21 protein-coding genes and 1 pseudogene are annotated in these 18327 nt (G+C 69.9%); 11 read left to right on the top strand and 11 right to left on the bottom strand.

Annotated elements, in window-relative coordinates; translation table 11 throughout:
- Nucleotides 1-129 precede the first annotated feature (129 nt).
- Complete coding sequence (locus ACFOSH_RS07450) at nucleotides 130-477, top strand: DoxX family protein (RefSeq protein WP_378237959.1); 348 nt, start codon at nucleotides 130-132, stop codon at nucleotides 475-477.
- A 2-nt stretch (nucleotides 478-479) separates the two neighbouring features.
- Here the strand turns inward: ACFOSH_RS07450 and ACFOSH_RS07455 are convergent, their stop codons facing one another.
- From ACFOSH_RS07455 to ACFOSH_RS07465, 3 genes are read right to left on the bottom strand one after another with little or no spacing between them, the layout of a single operon-like run.
- Complete coding sequence (locus ACFOSH_RS07455) at nucleotides 480-821, bottom strand: VOC family protein (protein ID WP_378237960.1); 342 nt, start codon at nucleotides 819-821, stop codon at nucleotides 480-482.
- A gap of 38 nt (nucleotides 822-859) precedes the next feature.
- Entirely contained in the window at nucleotides 860-1516 is a 657-nt protein-coding gene (gene lexA / locus ACFOSH_RS07460) for a transcriptional repressor LexA (protein ID WP_378237961.1), read from the bottom strand.
- On the bottom strand, nucleotides 1494-1955 hold the full coding sequence (locus tag ACFOSH_RS07465) for a nuclear transport factor 2 family protein (RefSeq protein WP_378237962.1): 462 nt from the start codon (nucleotides 1953-1955) through the stop codon (nucleotides 1494-1496). Before ACFOSH_RS07465 ends, lexA begins: the two co-directional genes overlap by 23 nt.
- A 128-nt stretch (nucleotides 1956-2083) precedes the next feature.
- On the opposite strand from ACFOSH_RS07465, the gene ACFOSH_RS07470 reads away from it, so the two are divergent.
- Nucleotides 2084-2518, top strand: a complete 435-nt coding sequence (locus ACFOSH_RS07470; RefSeq protein ID WP_378237963.1) for a hypothetical protein — start codon at nucleotides 2084-2086, stop codon at nucleotides 2516-2518.
- 1 nt (nucleotide 2519) lies between these two features.
- Here the strand turns inward: ACFOSH_RS07470 and ACFOSH_RS07475 are convergent, their stop codons facing one another.
- Entirely contained in the window at nucleotides 2520-2969 is a 450-nt protein-coding gene (locus ACFOSH_RS07475; protein WP_378237964.1) for a MarR family winged helix-turn-helix transcriptional regulator, read from the bottom strand.
- Between the two features lie 53 nt (nucleotides 2970-3022).
- Here ACFOSH_RS07475 and ACFOSH_RS07480 point away from each other — a divergent pair, with 53 nt between their 5' ends.
- The gene (locus tag ACFOSH_RS07480; protein WP_378237965.1) at nucleotides 3023-3394 is read left to right on the top strand and encodes a VOC family protein; all 372 of its coding nucleotides are present in this window, start codon (nucleotides 3023-3025) and stop codon (nucleotides 3392-3394) included.
- 24 nt (nucleotides 3395-3418) lie between these two features.
- On the opposite strand, the pseudogene ACFOSH_RS07485 reads toward ACFOSH_RS07480, so the two are convergent.
- Nucleotides 3419-4237: pseudogene (locus tag ACFOSH_RS07485) on the bottom strand (helix-turn-helix domain-containing protein); the annotation flags it as partial.
- Between the two features lie 102 nt (nucleotides 4238-4339).
- On the opposite strand from ACFOSH_RS07485, the gene ACFOSH_RS07490 reads away from it, so the two are divergent.
- From ACFOSH_RS07490 to ACFOSH_RS07500, 3 genes are all read left to right on the top strand, one after another.
- Nucleotides 4340-5245: an MBL fold metallo-hydrolase gene (locus tag ACFOSH_RS07490; RefSeq protein ID WP_378237966.1), complete on the top strand. Its 906-nt coding sequence runs from the start codon at nucleotides 4340-4342 to the stop codon at nucleotides 5243-5245.
- 13 nt (nucleotides 5246-5258) lie between these two features.
- Complete coding sequence (locus ACFOSH_RS07495) at nucleotides 5259-6536, top strand: carboxylesterase/lipase family protein (RefSeq protein ID WP_378237967.1); 1278 nt, start codon at nucleotides 5259-5261, stop codon at nucleotides 6534-6536.
- A gap of 100 nt (nucleotides 6537-6636) precedes the next feature.
- A complete protein-coding gene (locus ACFOSH_RS07500; protein ID WP_378237968.1) occupies nucleotides 6637-7770 on the top strand; it encodes an FAD-dependent oxidoreductase in 1134 nt (377 codons plus the stop codon).
- A 1-nt stretch (nucleotide 7771) separates the two neighbouring features.
- Here ACFOSH_RS07500 and ACFOSH_RS07505 read toward each other — a convergent pair whose 3' ends face one another.
- The gene (locus ACFOSH_RS07505; protein WP_378237969.1) at nucleotides 7772-8302 is read right to left on the bottom strand and encodes a hypothetical protein; all 531 of its coding nucleotides are present in this window, start codon (nucleotides 8300-8302) and stop codon (nucleotides 7772-7774) included.
- Between the two features lie 63 nt (nucleotides 8303-8365).
- On the opposite strand from ACFOSH_RS07505, the gene ACFOSH_RS07510 reads away from it, so the two are divergent.
- Genes ACFOSH_RS07510 through ACFOSH_RS07520 form a run of 3 tightly spaced genes read left to right on the top strand, consistent with a single transcriptional unit; the run spans nucleotide 8366 to nucleotide 11047 of the window.
- A complete protein-coding gene (locus tag ACFOSH_RS07510; RefSeq protein WP_378237970.1) occupies nucleotides 8366-9016 on the top strand; it encodes a helix-turn-helix domain-containing protein in 651 nt (216 codons plus the stop codon).
- Nucleotides 9017-9028: 12 nt separating this feature from the next.
- A complete protein-coding gene (locus ACFOSH_RS07515) occupies nucleotides 9029-10132 on the top strand; it encodes a cytochrome P450 (protein WP_378237971.1) in 1104 nt (367 codons plus the stop codon).
- Nucleotides 10133-10183: 51 nt separating this feature from the next.
- The gene (locus tag ACFOSH_RS07520; RefSeq protein WP_378237972.1) at nucleotides 10184-11047 is read left to right on the top strand and encodes an alpha/beta fold hydrolase; all 864 of its coding nucleotides are present in this window, start codon (nucleotides 10184-10186) and stop codon (nucleotides 11045-11047) included.
- On the opposite strand, the gene ACFOSH_RS07525 is transcribed toward ACFOSH_RS07520, so the two are convergent.
- Nucleotides 11017-12141, bottom strand: coding sequence for a C40 family peptidase (locus ACFOSH_RS07525; protein ID WP_378237973.1), 1125 nt, complete (start codon nucleotides 12139-12141; stop codon nucleotides 11017-11019). The two genes, ACFOSH_RS07520 and ACFOSH_RS07525, sit on opposite strands and share 31 nt — an antisense overlap.
- On the bottom strand, nucleotides 12141-13100 hold the full coding sequence (locus tag ACFOSH_RS07530; protein ID WP_378237974.1) for a nucleoside hydrolase: 960 nt from the start codon (nucleotides 13098-13100) through the stop codon (nucleotides 12141-12143). The genes ACFOSH_RS07525 and ACFOSH_RS07530 overlap by 1 nt, the downstream gene beginning before the upstream one ends.
- Before the next feature lie 53 nt (nucleotides 13101-13153).
- Between ACFOSH_RS07530 and ACFOSH_RS07535 the strand changes: the two genes are divergently transcribed.
- The gene (locus ACFOSH_RS07535; RefSeq protein WP_378237975.1) at nucleotides 13154-13912 is read left to right on the top strand and encodes an acyltransferase; all 759 of its coding nucleotides are present in this window, start codon (nucleotides 13154-13156) and stop codon (nucleotides 13910-13912) included.
- 32 nt (nucleotides 13913-13944) lie between these two features.
- Here ACFOSH_RS07535 and ACFOSH_RS07540 read toward each other — a convergent pair whose 3' ends face one another.
- Nucleotides 13945-14511, bottom strand: a complete 567-nt coding sequence (locus tag ACFOSH_RS07540) for an NADAR family protein (protein ID WP_378237976.1) — start codon at nucleotides 14509-14511, stop codon at nucleotides 13945-13947.
- A 106-nt stretch (nucleotides 14512-14617) separates the two neighbouring features.
- Here ACFOSH_RS07540 and ilvA point away from each other — a divergent pair, with 106 nt between their 5' ends.
- Nucleotides 14618-15874, top strand: coding sequence for a threonine ammonia-lyase IlvA (ilvA, locus tag ACFOSH_RS07545; RefSeq protein ID WP_378237977.1), 1257 nt, complete (start codon nucleotides 14618-14620; stop codon nucleotides 15872-15874).
- 23 nt (nucleotides 15875-15897) lie between these two features.
- Here the strand turns inward: ilvA and ACFOSH_RS07550 are convergent, their stop codons facing one another.
- Together ACFOSH_RS07550 and ACFOSH_RS07555 are read right to left on the bottom strand one after the other, a co-directional pair.
- Nucleotides 15898-16683 carry an SDR family oxidoreductase gene (locus ACFOSH_RS07550; RefSeq protein ID WP_378237978.1) on the bottom strand — a complete coding sequence of 262 codons (786 nt, stop codon included), beginning with the start codon at nucleotides 16681-16683 and terminating at the stop codon, nucleotides 15898-15900.
- 78 nt (nucleotides 16684-16761) lie between these two features.
- On the bottom strand, nucleotides 16762-18189 hold the full coding sequence (locus tag ACFOSH_RS07555) for a short-chain fatty acyl-CoA regulator family protein (RefSeq protein WP_378237979.1): 1428 nt from the start codon (nucleotides 18187-18189) through the stop codon (nucleotides 16762-16764).
- Between the last annotated feature and the right edge of the window lie 138 nt (nucleotides 18190-18327).

An 18327-nucleotide genomic window follows, 5' to 3' on the forward strand; every position in this document is an offset into this window, starting at 1 on the left:
AAAACTGCGGCACGCCTGCGCGAAACGCGCCGTATCGGGTTGTGACGTGCTTCACGCGCGGTGCTGTCACATCGGGCCGGTGGCCGGGGTCAACCCGACGAACCACCGAGAACCCAAGGAGAAACCGAAATGACCACCGCTTACGTCATCGTCACCGTCTTCGGAGCTTTCATGGCCGCCTTCTCGGCCGCCTCGATCTTCTTCCGCGCCAAGTGGGTCGTGCAGCCGCTCGCCGACTACGGTGTCCCCCGCGGCTGGTGGAACCCGCTCGGCGTCGCCAAGGCCGCGGGCGCGCTCGGCCTGATCGCCGGCCTGTGGGTGCCCGCGCTCGGTGTCGCGGCCGGGATCGGCCTGGTGCTCTACTTCGCCGGCGCCGTGATCACCGTGCTCCGCGCGCACTGGGCCTCGCATGTCGCGTTCCCGCTGATGTACATGGCGCCTGTCGCCGCTTCGCTGGTGCTCGGATTCGCCGCCTGATGTCAGGAGTCCGGGGACCACACCGCGAGTTCGGCGCCGCCGGGCTCGCGGAAGTGGAACCGGCGCCCGCCGGGGAACGAGAACGGCTCGACGGTGACGACTCCGCCCGCGGCCTCGACGGAACCCCTCGCCTGGTCGAGGTCGTCGGTGCGGATCGTCACCAGCGGCGCCGCCGTCTGCTCCGCGGTGTCCTGCTGGAAGCCGAACGAGACCGCGCCGCCGCTCTGGACGTCGGTGTACGTCGGGCCGTACGACGCCGCCGTCCAGCCGAAGGCCTTTTCGAAGAACCTGCTCGAGTCCGCCGCCGAACTCGACGGGAACTCGACGAAGTCGATTTCGTACATGGCCCGGAAGCTACCCCGGGCCACCGACAGAAACCGGCTCAGACGCTGCGCAGGACCGAGACCACGACGCCCAGCACGGCCGCGCGGTCACCGTCGATGACGTCGTAGGCGGGGTTGCGCGGTTCGAGGTACACGTGGCCGTCGCGGCGGCGGTACACCTTGACCGTGGCCTCTTCGTCGATCATCGCGGCGACGATCTGACCGGAGTGCGCCTCCTGCTGCTGCTTCACCACGACGATGTCGCCGTCGCAGATCGCCGCGTCGATCATCGAGTCGCCGCGCACCCGCAGCCCGAAGACGTTGCCCCGGCCGGTGAGTTCGCGCGGAAGTTTCATCACGTCGTCGACGTGCTCGACGGCCGAGATCGGCGTTCCCGCCGCGATGTCACCGACGACGGGCACCGGCACGGAGTCCTCTGTGGATTCCCGCGACGTGGTGCCGTGCAGGAAGGCGCGGACGTCGATGGGGCGGGAAATGGAGCTGCTGCGGCGAAGGAAACCCTTCTCCTCCAACGCCGCCAGATGCTTCGACACCGAGGACGTCGAGCGCAGCCCGACCGCTTCACCGATCTCGCGTGTGCTCGGCGAGTACCCGTGCTCCACCACCCATTCGCGGATGGTCAGCAGGATCTTCTGCTGGCGCTCCGGCAGCGAAGCGGCTTCCTCGAACACGTCAAGATCGTGGTAGGCGGTCATCAGTGGGATGGTAGTTCGTGCAGGCCGCCGCGATCGCCGCGGTGTCCCAGTAGAACGGCCGCACCTCGGTGATGCGCCCGTCCTCGACGGTGATCGTCTGCAGGATCGGGAAGTCCAGTTCGCGGCCGGTGGCCCTCGCCCGCACGTGCACGTGGGTAAGGACGACCAGCGGTCTGGTCTCGCTCAGGAAGCTCTGCTCCACCATGTCGAAGACCTCCCAGGTGTGGCCCATGGCGCGGAAGAATCGTTCCATGCCTTCGTGACCGCGCCAGATTCCGCCGTACGGCAAGGCGTCCGCCTGGTGCAGCACCACATCGGGGGAGAAGAACGAGGCGAGCGGCGCGAAGGTCGCCTTGCCGGGGCCGCCCGCGGCGAAGTAGCCGGCTTCCGCCGCGTACATGCCTTTGAGTACGGACAGCGCGTCTGTCGTCGAGGTCACGACGACCACTGTGGTGCGCGGAGCCCGCGGGCGCTGGCGGTTATCCGCCGTGGAGATCGGCCGGATGGCGGCCCGGCCGAGCCGAAAGTCCGATCCCGCGAACGCTTCCGCGAGGTTGACTCGATGGTATGAACACGAAGATCACCGCGGCGATCCTCGCCGCCGCGACGGCCACGGTCGCCCTGTCCGGCTGCGGACTCAAGGAAGGCCTGACCGAAAAGGCGAACGGCCACGTCAAGACGGTCGGCTACACGACCGGCGCCGCGGGCAAACGGGACGAGAACGCCCGTCTGCCGGAGTGGGTACCGGACCGGGCGAGGGCTGTCACGGAGGTCATCCGGACGACGGGTTCGGAGCGGATCCTGCGGTTCACCGGCGGGACCCTGCCCGCCGACTGTGGCCCGGGAGCGGCCTCGACGCAGCCCGCCACGCTCGCCGCCCAGTGGTGGCCGCAGGGACAGGAGGGCCGGACCGACAAGGTCTGCGGCGAATGGCACGTGCTCGTCCAGGGTGACGACGTGTTCGCGTTCAAGCCGGAAACGCTCGTGAACACGAGGTCCTGAGTCACTCCTTCGGGGAGAGCGCGTCGGTGCAGGCGGCGAGATCGTGCAGCAGCCTGTCCTGATCGGCCGCGGGAAACGGCTCCAGCATCCGTTTCTCCACCGCGCGCACGAGGCCGCTGGCGGCGTGGAGCAGGGCACGCCCGGCGGGGGTGAGCGTGCTGGGCAAGGCGCGGCCCTGCGGCGCCGTCGTCGGACGGGTGACCAGGCCGCGGTCCTGCAATCCGCGCAGCACCAGGTTCATCGACTGGCGGGTGACGAAAACGGCCCTGGCCAGTTCCGCGTTGGACAGTCCCGGCCGCTGTGCCAGCACTTCGAGGCAGGAGTACTGCGGCACGGTGAGGTCGAGCGGGCGCAAAGCGGCGTCCATGGCCACGCGAAGCGCCGTCGCGGCCCGTTTCAGCAGGTATCCCACCGACTGGCTCAGCGGTCCGACAGTCTCGCCTTGACTCATGTCAGCATCATGACATACCTTCGCTATGTCAACACCCTGACATGGAGGACGACATGACGCTGACCGGACCTTCTTTCCTTTCGCTGCAGGTGCGCGACCTCGACCGCGCCGCCGCGTTCTACGAAACCCACCTCGGGCTGCGCAGGCTGCCCGTCGCGCCGCCCCACGCGGTGGTGTTCGGCACCGAGCCGATCCCGTTCGCGGTGCGGGAACCGGTGCCCGGACTGGATCTGGACGCGATTTCGCCGCGACCGGGCTCAGGAGTGGCGCTGTGGTTCCACGCCGACGACGCCCAGGCGCTGCACGACCGGCTGGCCGCGGCGGACGTCTCCATCCTCACGGAACCGTTCGACGGACCGTTCGGCCGCACGTTCGCTTTCGCCGACCCGGACGGCTACGCGGTCACCGTGCACGACAAGGTCTGAGCTCGCCTGCCGGAGCAGCGCGAGGGCCCGCGCGCCGGGGGAGTCCGCGGGGGTCGTGCACACGATCAGCGACTGGTCCGGTGAACGGGCGATCGACAGCGTCTGCTGCGTCACCGTCACCCTGCCGACGACCGGATGGTGCAGCTCGTAGGACGCCGCGTCACAGGGTTGGACGCGGTGATCGCCCCAGAGCGAGACGAACTCGGGGCTCTTCATCGTCAGCTCGCCGATCAGCTCCGCGAGCAGCGGGTCGTCGGGATGCCTGCCGACCGCGATCCGCAGATTCCCGACCACCGCGCGGATCTTCCGCTTCCAGTCGACGTACAGCTCCCGGTTGTGCGGGTCCAGGAACAGCATCCGGCCGATGTTCGGCCGTCGCGCCGGGTCGTCCGGGGCGTCGAAGTCCAGGTGCCCGCCCAGCAGGGCGTGGCCGAGGGCGTTCCACGCCAGGACGTCCGAGCGGCGGCCGAGCACCAGCGCGGGCGCGTCGACGGTGCCCAGGAGGTCCCGTGTCTCGTCGTGGAGCTTCTCGGGCCGTGGACGGCGCGCCCGCGTCGTGTGGCGGGTGGCGCCGGCGAGACGGCCGAGGTGTTCGCGTTCGTGGACGTCGAGCCGGAGCGCGCGGGCGATGGCGTCCAGCACCTCGGCCGAAGCACCGCGTGACATGCCCTGTTCCAGCCGCGCGTAGTACGAGACGCTGACACCGGCGAGCTGGGCCAGCTCCTCACGCCGCAGTCCGGCCACCCGGCGGCGCGGCCCGAAGGCACGCAGGCCGACGTCTTCCGGCCGCAGCCCGGCTCGTCGGGCACGCAGGAAGTCGCCGAGCGGTCCAGGTCCGTCCATGAACCCGAGTATCCGTGGCCTGGTCCGCCTCAGCCACACCCTCCCAGTGGGAGGACAAGCGGGGCGTGGTCCCCGCCCGGCCGGATGATCAGGCTCGGTCACATGGAAGAGATCACCATCGGGGACGTCACGGTCACCCGCGTCAAGGAGTTCTACGGCTCGCTCGGCATGACCCCGGCCGAATTCCTGCCGGACAGCCCGGACGGCTCGTGGGACGAACACCGCGGCTGGCTCGCGCCCGACTTCTGGAACCCCGAGACCAACGAATGCCACGCGGCGCTCCAGTCCTGGCTTATCCGCAGCGAAGGACGCACGATCCTCGTCGACACCGGGGTCGGCAACCACAAGGACCGGCCCTACGCGGCGGTGTGGAACCGGCTCGACACCGCCTATCTCGACAACCTCGCGGCCGCCGGTGTGCGGCCCGAGGACGTCGACGTCGTGGTCAACACGCATCTGCACATCGACCACGTCGGCTGGAACACCCGGCTCGAAGGCCGTACCTGGGTGCCGACCTTCCCGAACGCCACCTACTTGATGCCGCGGCCCGACTTCGAGTTCTGGAATCCCGCCGAAGCGCACGATTCCGTGCTGGGACGCGGAAATCAGAACGTCTTCGAAGACAGCGTCGCGCCGGTGCGCGAAGCGGGACTGACCCACCTGTGGGACGACACTCACCGCATCGACCGGAACCTGCGGCTCGACCTCGCCCCCGGCCACACCCCCGGTTCGTCCGTGCTCACCTTGGAGTCGGGCGGGGAAAGGGCGCTGTTCGTGGGGGATCTCGTGCACACCGCGCTGCAGATCGTGGAGCCGGACACCAACTCGCCCTATTGCGAAGACCCGGCCGGTTCCCGGGCGACCCGGCACAAGCTGCTCGGCCAGGCCGCCGACGGCGACGCGCTCGTGTTCCCGGCGCACTTCGGTGCCCAAGGCGCCGTGCGGGTCGAGCGCCGGGGGTCGAAGTTCGCGATCGCGCGGTGGGCCGCCTTCCCCCACCTTTCCTGAGAGGAGTTTCTTCGTGTCCCCGCAAGCAGAAACACCGGCGGGCGTCGTGCGCGGCCGCCGCGACTCCTTCGGCGAGCTCTACCGCGCCATCCCGTACGCGGCCGCTCCGCACGGTCCCGGCCGCTTCCGTCCGCCGGCGCCACATCCGGGCTGGTCCGGCGTCCGCGACGGGACCGGGCCCTCGCCGACGGCTCCCCAGCCCGTACGCGACTTCGGCCGGCTCGACATGAATCCGTACTTCGGACCGGGCTGGGTGCGGGGCGAGGAGTACCTGACCGTCGACGTCCGGACGCCCGCCGCCGACGACGGCAAGCGTCCCGTGCTGGTCTTCGTGCACGGTGGCGGATTCGTCACCGGTTCGACCCGCGCCGCGCTCTACGACGGGCGGGCGTTCGCGCGCGACGGCGTCGTCCTGGTGACGGTGAACTACCGCCTCGGCGTCCCCGGTTTCCTCGATCTGGAGGACGCACCGGCCAACCGGGGGCTGCTCGACGTGCTCGCCGCGCTCGGCTGGGTGCGGGACACGGTCGCCGTGTTCGGCGGCGATCCGGACAACGTCACCGTCTTCGGGCAGTCCGCGGGGGCCACGCTCACCGGGGCGTTGCTGGCGACTCCGCAGGCCAAGGGGCTGTTTCGACGGGCGATCATCCAGAGCGGCAGCGGGACGGGCGCCTTCACGCCGGAGCAGGCGGCCCGGGTCACCGCGGCGGCGGCTTCGGCGCTGGGCATCGAGTCCACCGCGGAAGCGTTCGGGGAGATCCCGGACGAGCGATTCCTGGAGATCCTGCCCGCGCTGGCCGGTCTCGATCTGCGGACCGAGACCGCTTCGGATCCGCTGGCCGGGTTGAGCCCGTTCAGCCTGGTGCTGCCGGTCCAGCCCGCCGACGGTCTCCTCGGTGGCGACGTCGATCTGCTCATCGGCACCACCACCGAGGAAGGAAACCTTTACGGCGCCGCGAATCCCGGCGAGCTCGGGGAGACGTTGTTCGGGGCCGGAACGGCGCGGATGGCGCGGGCCCACGCGCGGAGCTCGGACGGCCGCACGTATGTCTACTCGTTCGGCTACCGCTCGACGGCGCTGGACGGACGGCTCGGCGCCGCCCACACCGTCGAGCTGCCGTTCGTCTTCGACGTCGCCGACGAGCCGTGGCTGCACGGGGACGCGGGGCTCCTCGGCCCCGATCCCGCCCCGGACGGGCTCGCGGCCAGGATGCACGGCGCGTGGGTCGCGTTCGCGAAGACCGGGGACCCCGGCTGGGGCGAGTACGACGCTGTCGAGTTCTTCGGCTGACAGGACGTGCCAGGCCGGTGCCAGCGTCGTGTGCGTGGTCTGCCAGCGGCCCGCGACAGTCTCTGGAATGTCATTCCAGTCGCGATCCTGAGGAGTCACCATGAACACACCGGTCACGATCATCGGCGCCGGGCTCGGCGGCCTCACGCTGGCCCGCGTCCTGCACGTCCACGGCATCCCGTCCGCCGTCTACGAAGCGGAGGCGTCCCCGGCCGCGCGTTCGCAGGGCGGGATGCTCGACATCCACGACTACAACGGCCAGCTCGCCCTCGAGGCGGCGGAACTCATGGACGAGTTCCGCGGCATCGTCCTGGAGGGCCGCCAGGCGCTGCGGGTCCTCGACATCGACGGGACCGTCCTGTTCGAGCGGGCCGACGACGGCACGGGCGGCCGTCCCGAGGCGCAGCGCGGGGACCTGCGGAAGATGCTGCTCGACTCGCTCCCCGAGGGCACCGTGCGCTGGGGCCACAAGGTCACCGGCGCCCGGACACTGGCGGACGGCCGCCACGAGGTGAAGTTCGAAAACGGCACCGCTGTCGTCGCCGGGCTCCTGGTCGGCGCGGACGGCGCGTGGTCGCGGATCCGGCCGCTGCTCACCGATGCCGTCCCCGAGTACAGCGGTACGTCGATCGTCGAGACGTACCTGTACGAGGCCGACACCCGGCACGCCGACGTGGCGAAAACGGTCGGCGGCGGTTCGATGTTCGGGAACGGGACCACGCCCGGCATGGGGATCAACGCCCACCGGGAAGCCGGTGACACCTTGCACGCCTACGTGGAGCTCGTCCGGCCGATGGACTGGTTCGACGCCATCGACTTCGCCGACACCGAAGCGGCCAAGGCGCGGCTGGTGGCGGAGTTCGACGGCTGGTCGCCGGAGCTCACCGCGCTGATCGCCGAGAGCGACATCGCGCCGATCCACCGTCCCGCCTACGCGTTGCCGTTCGGGCTGCGGTGGGATCGGGTCCCTGGCGTGACCCTGCTCGGCGACGCCGCCCATCTCGCGCTGGCGAACGGGGAAGGCGCCAACCTGGCCATGCTCGACGGCGCCGAACTCGGCAAGGCCCTCGCGGCGCGTCCCGGCGACGTCGAGGCCGCGCTCGCCGAGTACGAGCCGGCGATGTTCGTCCGCAGCGAGACGATCATCGAGGAGGACGTCATGATCGAAAGCATCTTCGGCGACGACGTCCCTGAGCGGCTGATCGCCATGTTCGAGGCCCAGCGCAAGTCCTGAATCAGGCCCAGCCGACCTTCTCGTGGAACGGGGTGATCCACGCCCGGAACCGTTCCCCGTGGATCTCCTGAGCGGCGGCGATCACGGCGTCCGGATCCTCGGCCGGTGCCAGGCCACGCTCCCGAAGCCATTCGACGAACATCTCGTGCGAGCCGCTGTGGTCGTCGTCCTCGTCCCGGAAGTAGTAGGCCGAGTCGTGGCCGACCGTGATCTCGGCGTCGAACCCCAGCAGCCGCAGGAGATCCCGGAGGTCGCGGGCGACGACCTGTTCGCCGCCCTCGTCGCCGAAGACCACGACGGGCAGCAGGGCGAGATCCGGTTCGTCGGAGGATCGCCAGATCGCGTACGTCGAGCCGCTCCCGTTCGCCTGGGCGATGGGGATCAACCGCGACAGGAACTCCGGATCGTCCAGTTCCTGGGGGAAGCTCTTCTTGTCGTCGTAGTCGTACAGCTCGAAGCCGTCGGCGAGGAAGTCGCGGGTCGAGTCGTAGAGGTCCTTCAGCTCGTTCAGGACCGGGATCGGTGAATACACGCGGTCACTATAGGCACCGAATTTCGGTGGCGGGGAGCGCTTGTCCGAGGTTCACTTCGGGAGGTGACCAGCGATGTCGTTCCGCCCGCCGAGCTGCGCGGCCGCGTCAGCCGCGTGTGGCGGCGCAGTGGGGAACTCCCGCTCGCGTTGCCGCAGCCGTTCGTGGATCTGCTGGTGTTCGCGGACGGGTCGTTGTGGCTGACCGGGCCGGAGACCGAGTCCAGGACCGGCAGCCTGACCGAGCCGTTGACGGGGATCCGGCTGCGGCCGGGGACGTGCGCCTCGGTGCTGGGGGTCGCCGCGGACGAGGTGCCGTTGGCGGGGATACGGATCCCCGGTTCGGGGCTCGACGACGGGTTGCGGGCGTTGCGGGCGCCGGCCCGGCAGGCCGATCGGGCGATGGACCCGGTGCTCCGGGCCATCCGCGCGGCTCCAGGGGCGCCGGTGTCCCGGCACGCGGCCGCCGCCGGCTTGTCCGAACGGCAGCTGCGGCGGCGGTTCCAGGTGGCTGTCGGGATGAGCCCGAAGGCGTACGCGAGGGTGATTCGGTTGCACGAGGCGATGGCGTTGGCGCGGTCGTCCCCGGCGCCGGACTGGGCGGAGATAGCGGTGCGAAGCGGCTTCTACGACCAGCCGCACATGCTCGCGGAGTTCCGGCGCGCGGTCGGGTCGTCGTGTGTCCGGTTCTTCCAAGACTCGGCCGCGGGCGGGTAGCACCCTGGGGAAATGCCCCTTGAGGAGATCTTCGCTTTCCACGAGCAGGAAGTGGGTCCGGTGCGGTTCGCCGAGCCGTTCGGCGGCTGGGTGGCCACCCGGTATTCCGATGTGGACAGAGTGCTCACCGACCACGCGGTGTTCTCTTCCGACGAGCTGCGCCACAGCACACAGCCGGTTCCGCACGGCTCGAACCCGTTGATGAACAGCCTGCTGGCGACCGATCCGCCCCGGCATCACGTATTGCGCCGGATCGTCAGCCAGGTGTTCACGCCCCGGGCCGTGGCGTCGCTGGAACCGGTGATCACGGCGAAGGTCCACGCGCTGCTCGACGCCGCCGGACCGGATTTCGACCTGATCGGCGAGGTGGCGTACCCGCTTTCGGTGCACACGATCGCGGGCCTGCTCGGGGTGCGGTCGTCGCGGTGGCCGGATTTCGTCCGGTGGACCGAGGCCATCACGTCGTTCTTCGGCACCTTCACCGCGGACGAGGCCCGCCGGACCGCTTTCGACCGGGCGCTGGCGGAAATGAGCGCCTTCTTCCGCGAGGAGTCCGAGCGGCCGTCCGGGATCATCGCCACCCTGATGGCGTCGGACCTCACCGAGGACGAGGTGCTCGGCTTCTGCGCGCTGCTCCTGATCAACGGCCACGAGACCACCAAGTCACTGCTGGTGAATTCGGTCCTGTGCCTGGCTTCCCGGCCGAAACCGGCCGACCTGCGGCGGGCCGTCGAGGAGGTTCTCCGCTACCTGCCGCCCACGGGCGGGACGGATCGGTTCGTCACCCGGCCCACCACCCTCGGCGGCCGGGAACTCCAGCCGGGGCAACGGGTCGTCGCGATGATCACGGCGGCCAACCGCGACCCCGAGGTCTTCGCCGACCCGCACACCTTCGACCCGGACCGGGCCGCCAACCCTCACCTGTCCTTCGGCCACGGCGTCCACTTCTGCCTGGGTGCGCACCTCGCCCGGATGGAGGTCCGGATCGCGCTCGCGGCCCTGCTCGAACGCTCCCGGCGGATCACGGATCTGGACACCCACCGGACGCCTGTCGGCATCGACGTCGTGAAGCTCGCCCTGGGCGCCGCGACTTCCGTGGCAGGAATATGTCGATAGGTGTCTTTCCTGCCACTTGGCCGGAGCCGGCCCCCGGGGAACAGTGGCTCCATGGAGGGATTCCTTGAAACCGGCGTGTCGAGGACCGAGGTACAGGTCGACGGCGAAAGCTGCAGCTATCTGACCGCGGGCAGGGACGGCCCCGCCGTGGTGCTGCTGCACGGGACGTACTGGAGCCGGGTGTGGCTTCCGGTGCTGGGCCGCCTCGCGGAGGCGGGACTTCGGCCCTATGCCGTCGATTTCCCGGGGATGGGGCGGTCAGGGGGCGAGCTCACCCGGGAGACGGCGACTGTCCCGGCCCTGGCCGGTTGGGTGACGCGATTCGTGTCCGCGGTGAAGATCTCCGGGCCGGTCGCGGTGGCGGGTCATGACATCGGAGGCGCCGTCGCCCAGCATCTCCTGGCGCACGATCGGACGGCGGTTTCCCGGCTGGCCCTGGTCAACTCGGTGCTCTACGACTCCTGGCCGGCACCCCACGTCGCCCGGCTTCTGGACACGGCGGCCGCCGCCGAAGACTTCCTCGGGGCCCGAAGGGACGCCGTGACGGCCGATCTGGCCGGCGCCGCCACCGAGCAGCGGATCGACGACTATCTGGGTCCGTGGACCGATCCGCGGGCCCGACGCTCCTGGATTGCCATGGCGGGCGCGGCCGATAGCCGCCACACCCTCGATCTCGTACCCGCGCTGCGGCGGTCCGCCGCTCCCAAGCTGCTGATCTGGGGCGAGGACGACCGCTTCGGGAAGGTGGAGTACGCCGAGAAGTTCGCCTCGGAGATCCCGCGAACCCGGCTCCTGCGCATCCCGGGAGCGGCGCACATCCCCACCGAGAACGCGTCCGGCCGGATCGCCCGCGCTCTCGCCGACTTCTTCGCGGACGGCAGCGGTCAGGCCGCCGGGCGGCCGGCCCCTGCGTAGTCGTCGCCCTGCTTCCGGTAGGTGTGCACCTGCACCGCCTGCCCGGTCTGCGGGGCGTCGATCATCTGCTGGTTCCCGATGTACAGCCCGACGTGGTGGATCTTCGTGTTCGGCTCGCCGTAGAAGATCAGGTCGCCCAGCTGGGGATCGGTCACCCTGGCCACGCTGTGGTACTGCGTGTGGGCGGTGCGCATGAGCTTGACGCCGGCGCTCGCGTACGCGGCCGTCGTCAGGCCGGAGCAGTCGAAACCGGGGTCGCCGCCGCCGGTGCCGTTGCCGCCCCAGACGTAGGGCAGGCCGATCTTGTCGATGGCGAAGTTGACCGCGCTCAGCGCCGCCGCGTTCGGCGGCTGCGGGTTCTGGCCGACCGTGCCGTAGACGTTCACCGTCGCGAGCGTGCGGTGCATCAGCAGCGGCGCGGGCTGCAGGGTGCTCACCGCGCTCCACCACGTCTGCCCCTGGCCGAGGTCGCGTCCGCCCGCGCACAGGGCGCGCCCGGCGGTGAGCGTGGCGTCGTCGATGTTCTGCTGGTTCGGTTTCCCGCCGCTCGCCGAGGCCTGGAACTGGTTCCACACCGACGGTGTCAGCTGCAGCGGGCCGCTGGCGTTCGCCGACGAGACGACCTTGTTGTAGAAGTCGCGGACCTCGACCGAGCCGAGCGGCACGGTCATCACGCCGTCGGCGTTCAGGCTCGAACCGGTGGCGCGGCCGTGGTCCGAGCCGATCTTCCCGAGCGCCGCCAGTGTCACCCAGGACAGCCGGCAGCCGGGCGTCTCCTTGCTCAGCGTCACGGTGGTCTTCGCGTAGCCGGTCATCGCGCGCAACGGGATGTCGAGCCAGCCGCTGGTCTTCGACACCCAGGCGTCGAACTCCTGCCCCATCTGCTGGGGGACCTTCGGCTGTTCCTTCGGTATTTCCGCGGGAGCGGACGACGACGGCGGCGCGGGCGGCGCCGACGACTGGACCGCGGCGGCCTCCGACTTCGGCTCGTCCTTCGGCGCGAAGGTGATGGCGGCGATCAGGGCGGCGCCCGCGACGACGACGGCGGCGATGATCACCGGAAGTCTGCGGCGGCGGGAGGTTTCCTTTTCCATCACCGGCCTCCGGTGATCCGGCCGAGGACGAACTCGCGGAAGGCGTCGACGTCGGTGGTCAGCGCGACGTCGATGGTGCGGCCCGGCACGGCCTGCGGATCGGTGCTTCGCAGCCTTCGCCGGTCTACGAGTGTCGCCCCGCGCGCGGGGCCGAAGCCGCACTCGACGTCCACGGGGTACGACTCGGTGTGGAGGAGGCCCGGCTGGATCGCTTCGGCCACCGCGACCGCGTCGTGCATGACCATCCCGGGCGAGCCGAGGATCGGGGTGTAGTGCTTCACGTAGGTCGGTGTCAGCGCTTCGAGCGCGGCGCCGAGCGGGCCGGACGCGGCGAGTTTGCCGAGCCAGCCGGTGTCGACCGAGCACTGGTGGGTGATGTCGAGCGGGACCAGCACCGTCGGGACGTCCCCGTCGACCAGCACCCGGCGCGCGGCCTCGGGGTCGCTCCAGATGTTGAACTCGGCGGCCGTGGTGGAGTTCCCCTTGGTCACCCCGCCGCCCATGATGACGATCCGGCCGATCTTCTCGTGGAGCTCGGGATGCGCCGCCAGCAGCAGCGCGATGTTCGTGAGCGGCCCGATCGGGGCGATGGTCACCGGCTCGTCGGCGGCTTCGAGCAGGTCTGCCAGCAGGCGGACGGCGCCGCGTCCGTCGAGCGGGCGCTTCGCCTCCGGCAGCGTGCCGGCGTGGCCGGACAGGCCGTCCTCGCCGTGGACGAACCCGGCGGGCTTGGCGTTGTCGTAGATCAGCGGCCGCGCGGCACCGGCGGCGACGGGCACGTCCTCGCGGCCGAAGAGCTGCAGCAGGCGGCGGGCGTTGGCGGTGGTGTGGCTCAGCGGGACGTTGCCGAACACCGTGGTCACACCGAGCAGGTCGACGTCCTCGGATCGCGTGGCCAGTGCCAGCGCGAAGGCGTCGTCGACCCCCGGGTCGGTGTCGATGATCAGCTTGGTGCGCATGCGCGTGCTCCCCTTTGCGGTCGACGGCCTGATCACAGGTTACGGTCACCGGTATGACGTCCATGTGGGGTGCGCCCGCGCTGTCGCGGCTCCGTGCCTGGGGCCAGGCCCGCCGGGATCCGCGTCAGGCGAAGTTCCTGACCAAGGACTCGCTGCGCTGGGTGCTGCGGAACCGCGCGTACACGCCTTGGTACCTGGTCCGGTACTGGCGGCTGCTGAAGTTCCGCGTCGCGCACCCGCACATCATCCTGCGGGGGATGGTCTTCCTCGGCAAGGACGTCGAGATCCACTGCCGTCCCGGCTACGGGCGGCTGGAGATCGGCCGCTGGGTGCACATCGGCGACGGCAACGCGATCCGCTGCCACGAGGGTTCGCTGCGCATCGGCGACAAGGCGGTGTTCGGGCGCCAGAACGTCCTCAACGGCTATCTCGACATCGAACTCGGCGCGGCCACTCTCGTCGCGGACTGGGTGTACATCTGCGACTTCGACCATGTCACCACCGACATCACCGTCCCGATCAAGGATCAGGGCATCGTGAAGTCGCCGGTGCGGATCGGGCCGGACACCTGGATCGGCACCAAGGTCTCCGTGCTCAAGGGCACGAGGGTCGGCCGCGGCTGTGTCCTCGGCGCGCACGCCGTGGTGCGGGGCGACATCCCGGACTACTCGATCGCCGTCGGTTCACCGGCGCGCGTCGTCCGGAACCGGCAGGACGACTACGCCGCCGACGCCGCCCGTCGTGAGGCTGTCGCGGACATGGCGCGGAAGGCGAACAAGGCGCTCCAGAAGACGCTGGGCGCCGACTCGTAACTCGCGTGATCAGAGACGGATCTCGTCGAAGACTAGCCGCGCAGCTGCTCGCGGACCTCCATGAGCGCGAAGCCCAGGAGGTTCTGCCCGCGCCAATAGTCGGGGCGGGTGGCGTTCTTGTCCTCGCGGGCGACGCCGCTGCCCCAGACCAGGTCCATCTTCGACGCCTCGACGATCACCTTGTCGCCCGTGCTCAGCAGGAACTCGCGCAGTTCGGCGTGCTGGCGGAACTTCTCCAGGTTCCCGTCGATGACGATGTCGTAGCGGTGCCGCTCCCACAGTTCGCCGTCGAAACCGGTGACCTCGCGGCCGAGGATCTTGGCGGTCTTGGGGTCCGGCGCCTGACGAATCGCCTCCGCGGCTTCGAGGTCGCCGAACAGTTCGGCCTTGCTCGCCATCATGAAGTGCTCGGCCGTCGGGTACTGCTCGCCGCCCGCGACGAACGGCGCGTGCCACCACTGGCTCAGGCAGGCCGCGTTGACCCGGCCGCTCTTGAGCGGGGTGTGGCCGTAGAAGAGCTGGTACTCGGGCTCCGCGCCGCTGTGGACCAGCTCGCGCAACGCATCGAGACTCCGGACTCCGTCGACCTTGCTCACCATGGCGACCAGTTGACCACAAGCCCCCGACAACTTGCGAACTGGCTCGAGCGCCCCGGCACGGACCACTCTCCGCCGTGGCCGGGGGCGGTCGGTACATTCAGCATTCGTGCAAGGGATCGAAACGGTGAGCGCCCGAACGGTCGAAGAGGCCGCCAAGCGACTGGCCGGGGTGGTGACCCGCACGCCGCTCGAACCGAACGAGCGGCTCTCGGCGCGGGTCGACGCCCGGGTCTGGCTCAAACGCGAAGACCTCCAGACCGTGCGCTCGTACAAGATCCGCGGCGCCTACAACTTCATCGTCCAGCTCGACGCGGAGCACCGGGAGCGCGGTGTCGTCTGCGCCAGCGCGGGCAACCACGCGCAGGGGGTCGCGTACGCGTGCCGCCGTCTCGGCGCGAAGGGCCGCGTCTACGTGCCCGGCACGACTCCCCGGCAGAAGCGCGAACGGATCGCGACGCTGGGCGGCTCGCATATCGAGGTCATCGTCATCGGGGAGACCTACGAAGACGCCTTCACCGCCGCGAAGCGGGACGCGGAAAGCACCGGCGCGACGCTGGTCCCCGCGTTCGACGCGCCGGAGACGGTCGCCGGGCAAGGCACTGTCGCGATGGAGGTCGTCGCGCAGCTCGGGTTCGTCCCGGACGTCATGGTGGTGCCGGTCGGCGGGGGCGGCCTGCTCGCGGGAATCGCCGCGTGGGCCGCGGAACGGGCGCCGGAGATGCGGATCGTCGGGGTCGAACCGGCGGGCGCGACCTGCATGGCGGCCGCGCTGGCGGCCGGCGAACCGGTGCGGCTCGGAGCCGTCGACACCTTCGTGGACGGTGCCGCGGTCGCGCTGGCCGGGTCGGTGACGTATCCGCTGGTCCGCGATGGCGGTGTCGAACTCACCGACGTCGCCGAGGGCGCGATCTGCACGGAAATGCTCGCGATGTACCAGTCCGACGGCGTGATCGCGGAACCCGCCGGGGCGCTCGCGACCGCCGCGCTGGGCACGACGGTGAAGATCGACCCCGGCCAGATCGTGGTGTGTGTCGTCTCCGGCGGCAACAACGACGTCAGCCGCTACGGCGAAGTGCTCGAACGATCGCTGATCCACGAAGGGCTGAAGCACTACTTCCTGGTGGGGTTCCCGCAGGAGCCCGGCGCGCTGCGGCGGTTCCTCGACGAGGTCCTCGGGCCGGACGACGACATCACGCGGTTCGAGTACGTGAAGCGCAACAGCCGCGAGACCGGCCCGGCGCTGATCGGCGTCGAACTCGCGCGGGCCGGTGACCTCGAGGGCCTGCTGCACCGGCTGGAGACGAGCCCGCTGCAGGTGGAGCGGGTGGAGCCGGGCAGCCCGCTCTTCCACTTCTTGGTGTGAAGCCCTTTCATGACACACGCGGGCTAGCGGAAGGCCCCGAGGTGCGTCCGCGCCCAGTCCGCGAAAGGCCGCGGCGCCCGCCCGGTGAGGTCTTGGACGGCACCCGTGACCACGGAGTCGTCGAACTCCTCCGGCATCTCCGGGCTCGTCGTCACCCGGGATTCGGCGTCCGGCAGCGGTTCCAGCCGTAGTTCCCGTCCCAGCAGTTCGCCCAGGACACGGAGCCGGTCACCGGGCCGGAGCGAGCCCGGACCGGTGATGGCGTACGCCCGGCCCTCGTGTCCCGGCGTGGTCAGGGATTCCGCGGCGACGGCGGCGATGTCGTACGGGTCGATCGTCGCCACCGGCACGTTCGCGAACGGCTCCCGGACGACGTCCCCCGCCCGCAGCTGCGGGACCCAACGCAGCGTGTTCGACATGAACCCGCTCGGTCGCAAGAAGGTCCATGCCAGCTCCGACGCGCGCACCGAAGCCTCGGCCGCCAGATGCGTCCCGGCGACGGTGTTGCCGGAGTGCCCGCCCACGACCGAACGCGACGACAGCAGCGTGACCTGCTCGACGTCCGCGTCCCGCATCACCGCGAGCGCGCCGGGCAGGTCGGCGTAGCCGCCGAGCAAGAAGACCGCCCGGACGTCGTCCAGAGCGGTCTTCAGGCTCGTCGGTTCGTTGAGATCACCCATCACCCCTTCGACGCCGTCGGGCAGCGGCCGCGGCGTGCGGACCAGTGCTCTGACGGAATGCCCGTCGCGGGCCAGGATTCTGGTCAGTTCCGAGCCGACGTTGCCGCCGGCCCCGGTCACCAAGATCATGCGATTCTCCCCAGTGCGGTGGCCGCCGTCACAGGAGGCGGCCGTCGTCGGCCACCCTGCCAGGGAGATCAAGACGGCTCAAGGTGCCTTGGGCACCGCCGGGTACGGGACGAAGGTGCTGGTGTTCTCGTCCACGGTCAGCTGCTTGCCGATCGTGGGGAACGCGCGCTGCGAGCAGGCGGGGCGTTCGCAGACTTTGCAACCCATGCCGATCGGGGTGGCCGCGGCGCGGTCGTCGAGATCGAGCCCGGTCGAATAGACCAGCCGTTTCGCGTGCCGCAGTTCGCAGCCGAGGCCGACGGTGAACGTCTTGCCGGGGCTGCCGTAGCCGCCGATGTTGCGCGACACCGTCCGCGCGATCCAGAAGTAGCTCTTGCCGTCGGGCAGGGTCGCGATCTGGGAGAGGATCTTGCCCGGCTGGGTGAACGCCTCGTAGATGTTCCACAGTGGACACGCGCCGCCGACGCGGGAGAAGTGGAAACCGGCCGCGGACTGGCGTTTCGACATGTTCCCGGCCCGGTCGACGCGCACGAACGAGAACGGCACCCCGCGGTTCTTGGGCCGTTGCAACGTCGAGAGCCGGTGGCAGACGGTTTCGAAGCCGACGCCGAAGTGGTCGCAGAGCCGCTCGATGTCGTAGCGGAAGCGTTCCGCGGTGGACAGGAAAGGCCCGTAGGGGAGGATCAGGGCGCCCGCGAAGTAGTTCGCGAGCCCGACCCGGGCCAGCGAACGCGCGGCGGGCCCGGAGAACGCCCAGGAGTCGGCGAGTTCGGTGATCAGGTCGTCGTATTCGAGCAGGGCGATCTGCGAAGCCATCCGGAAAGCCTGCTGCCCGACGCGCAGGCTCGGCGCCAGCCTCAGCACGCGGGGCCCCGGTTCGTACCGGTGCTGCTGGCCGTTGACCTCGTCGATGCCTTCGCTGGTGACGTCGACGCCGTAGCGCTGGATCAGGGCTTCCTTCAGCGCCGCGAGCACCTGGCCGCGTTGCAGCGGGATGTCGTGCGCCATCCGTTCGGCGCGTTCGTCCAGCTCGGCGACGTAGTTCTCCCGTTCGTAGAAGAAGTCGCGGACCTCTTCGTGCGGCAGGGCGGTGGCGGCGCTGCCGTGCAGGCCGAGGCCGTTTTCCGTGGTCAGCGCGGCGGTGTTCTCGACGGCGTTGCGGTAGCTGCGGTGCAGTTTGACCAGGGCTTGGGCGATCGTCGGCAGGTTCGTGGCGAGGTCGTTGAGCTCGCTGTTGGTGACGTCCACGCCGAGCACCTCGTCGAGCAGTGCCTCTTTCACGTCCGCCACCAGCCGGGCGGTGTCGTTGTTCGCGAAGAACTCGGTGTCCACTCCGAACGCCTGCGTGATGCGAAGGAGCACCGGGACGGTCAGCGGACGCGAGTTGTGCTCGATCTGATTGAGGTAACTGGGTGAGATCTCCAGCACACGAGCGAGATCAGCCTGGCTCATGGACCGGCTTTCGCGCAGATGCCGCAGCTTCGCTCCGGCGAAGGTTTTGTCCACAGAGGCCTCTCTGTCCGCAAGGTTTCCGGGCCTGAACGATTCAGTGAACGGTCAAGCCCGTGGATTTTCGCTCCGCTTGCGAACGCGAGATTCGCAACCTTTGCAAGATGCTACGGAAGCTTCGCAGAAATTGGCAAA

Source organism: Amycolatopsis speibonae (genome assembly GCF_042647925.1).
In the GTDB taxonomy this organism is placed as follows: domain Bacteria; phylum Actinomycetota; class Actinomycetes; order Mycobacteriales; family Pseudonocardiaceae; genus Amycolatopsis; species Amycolatopsis speibonae.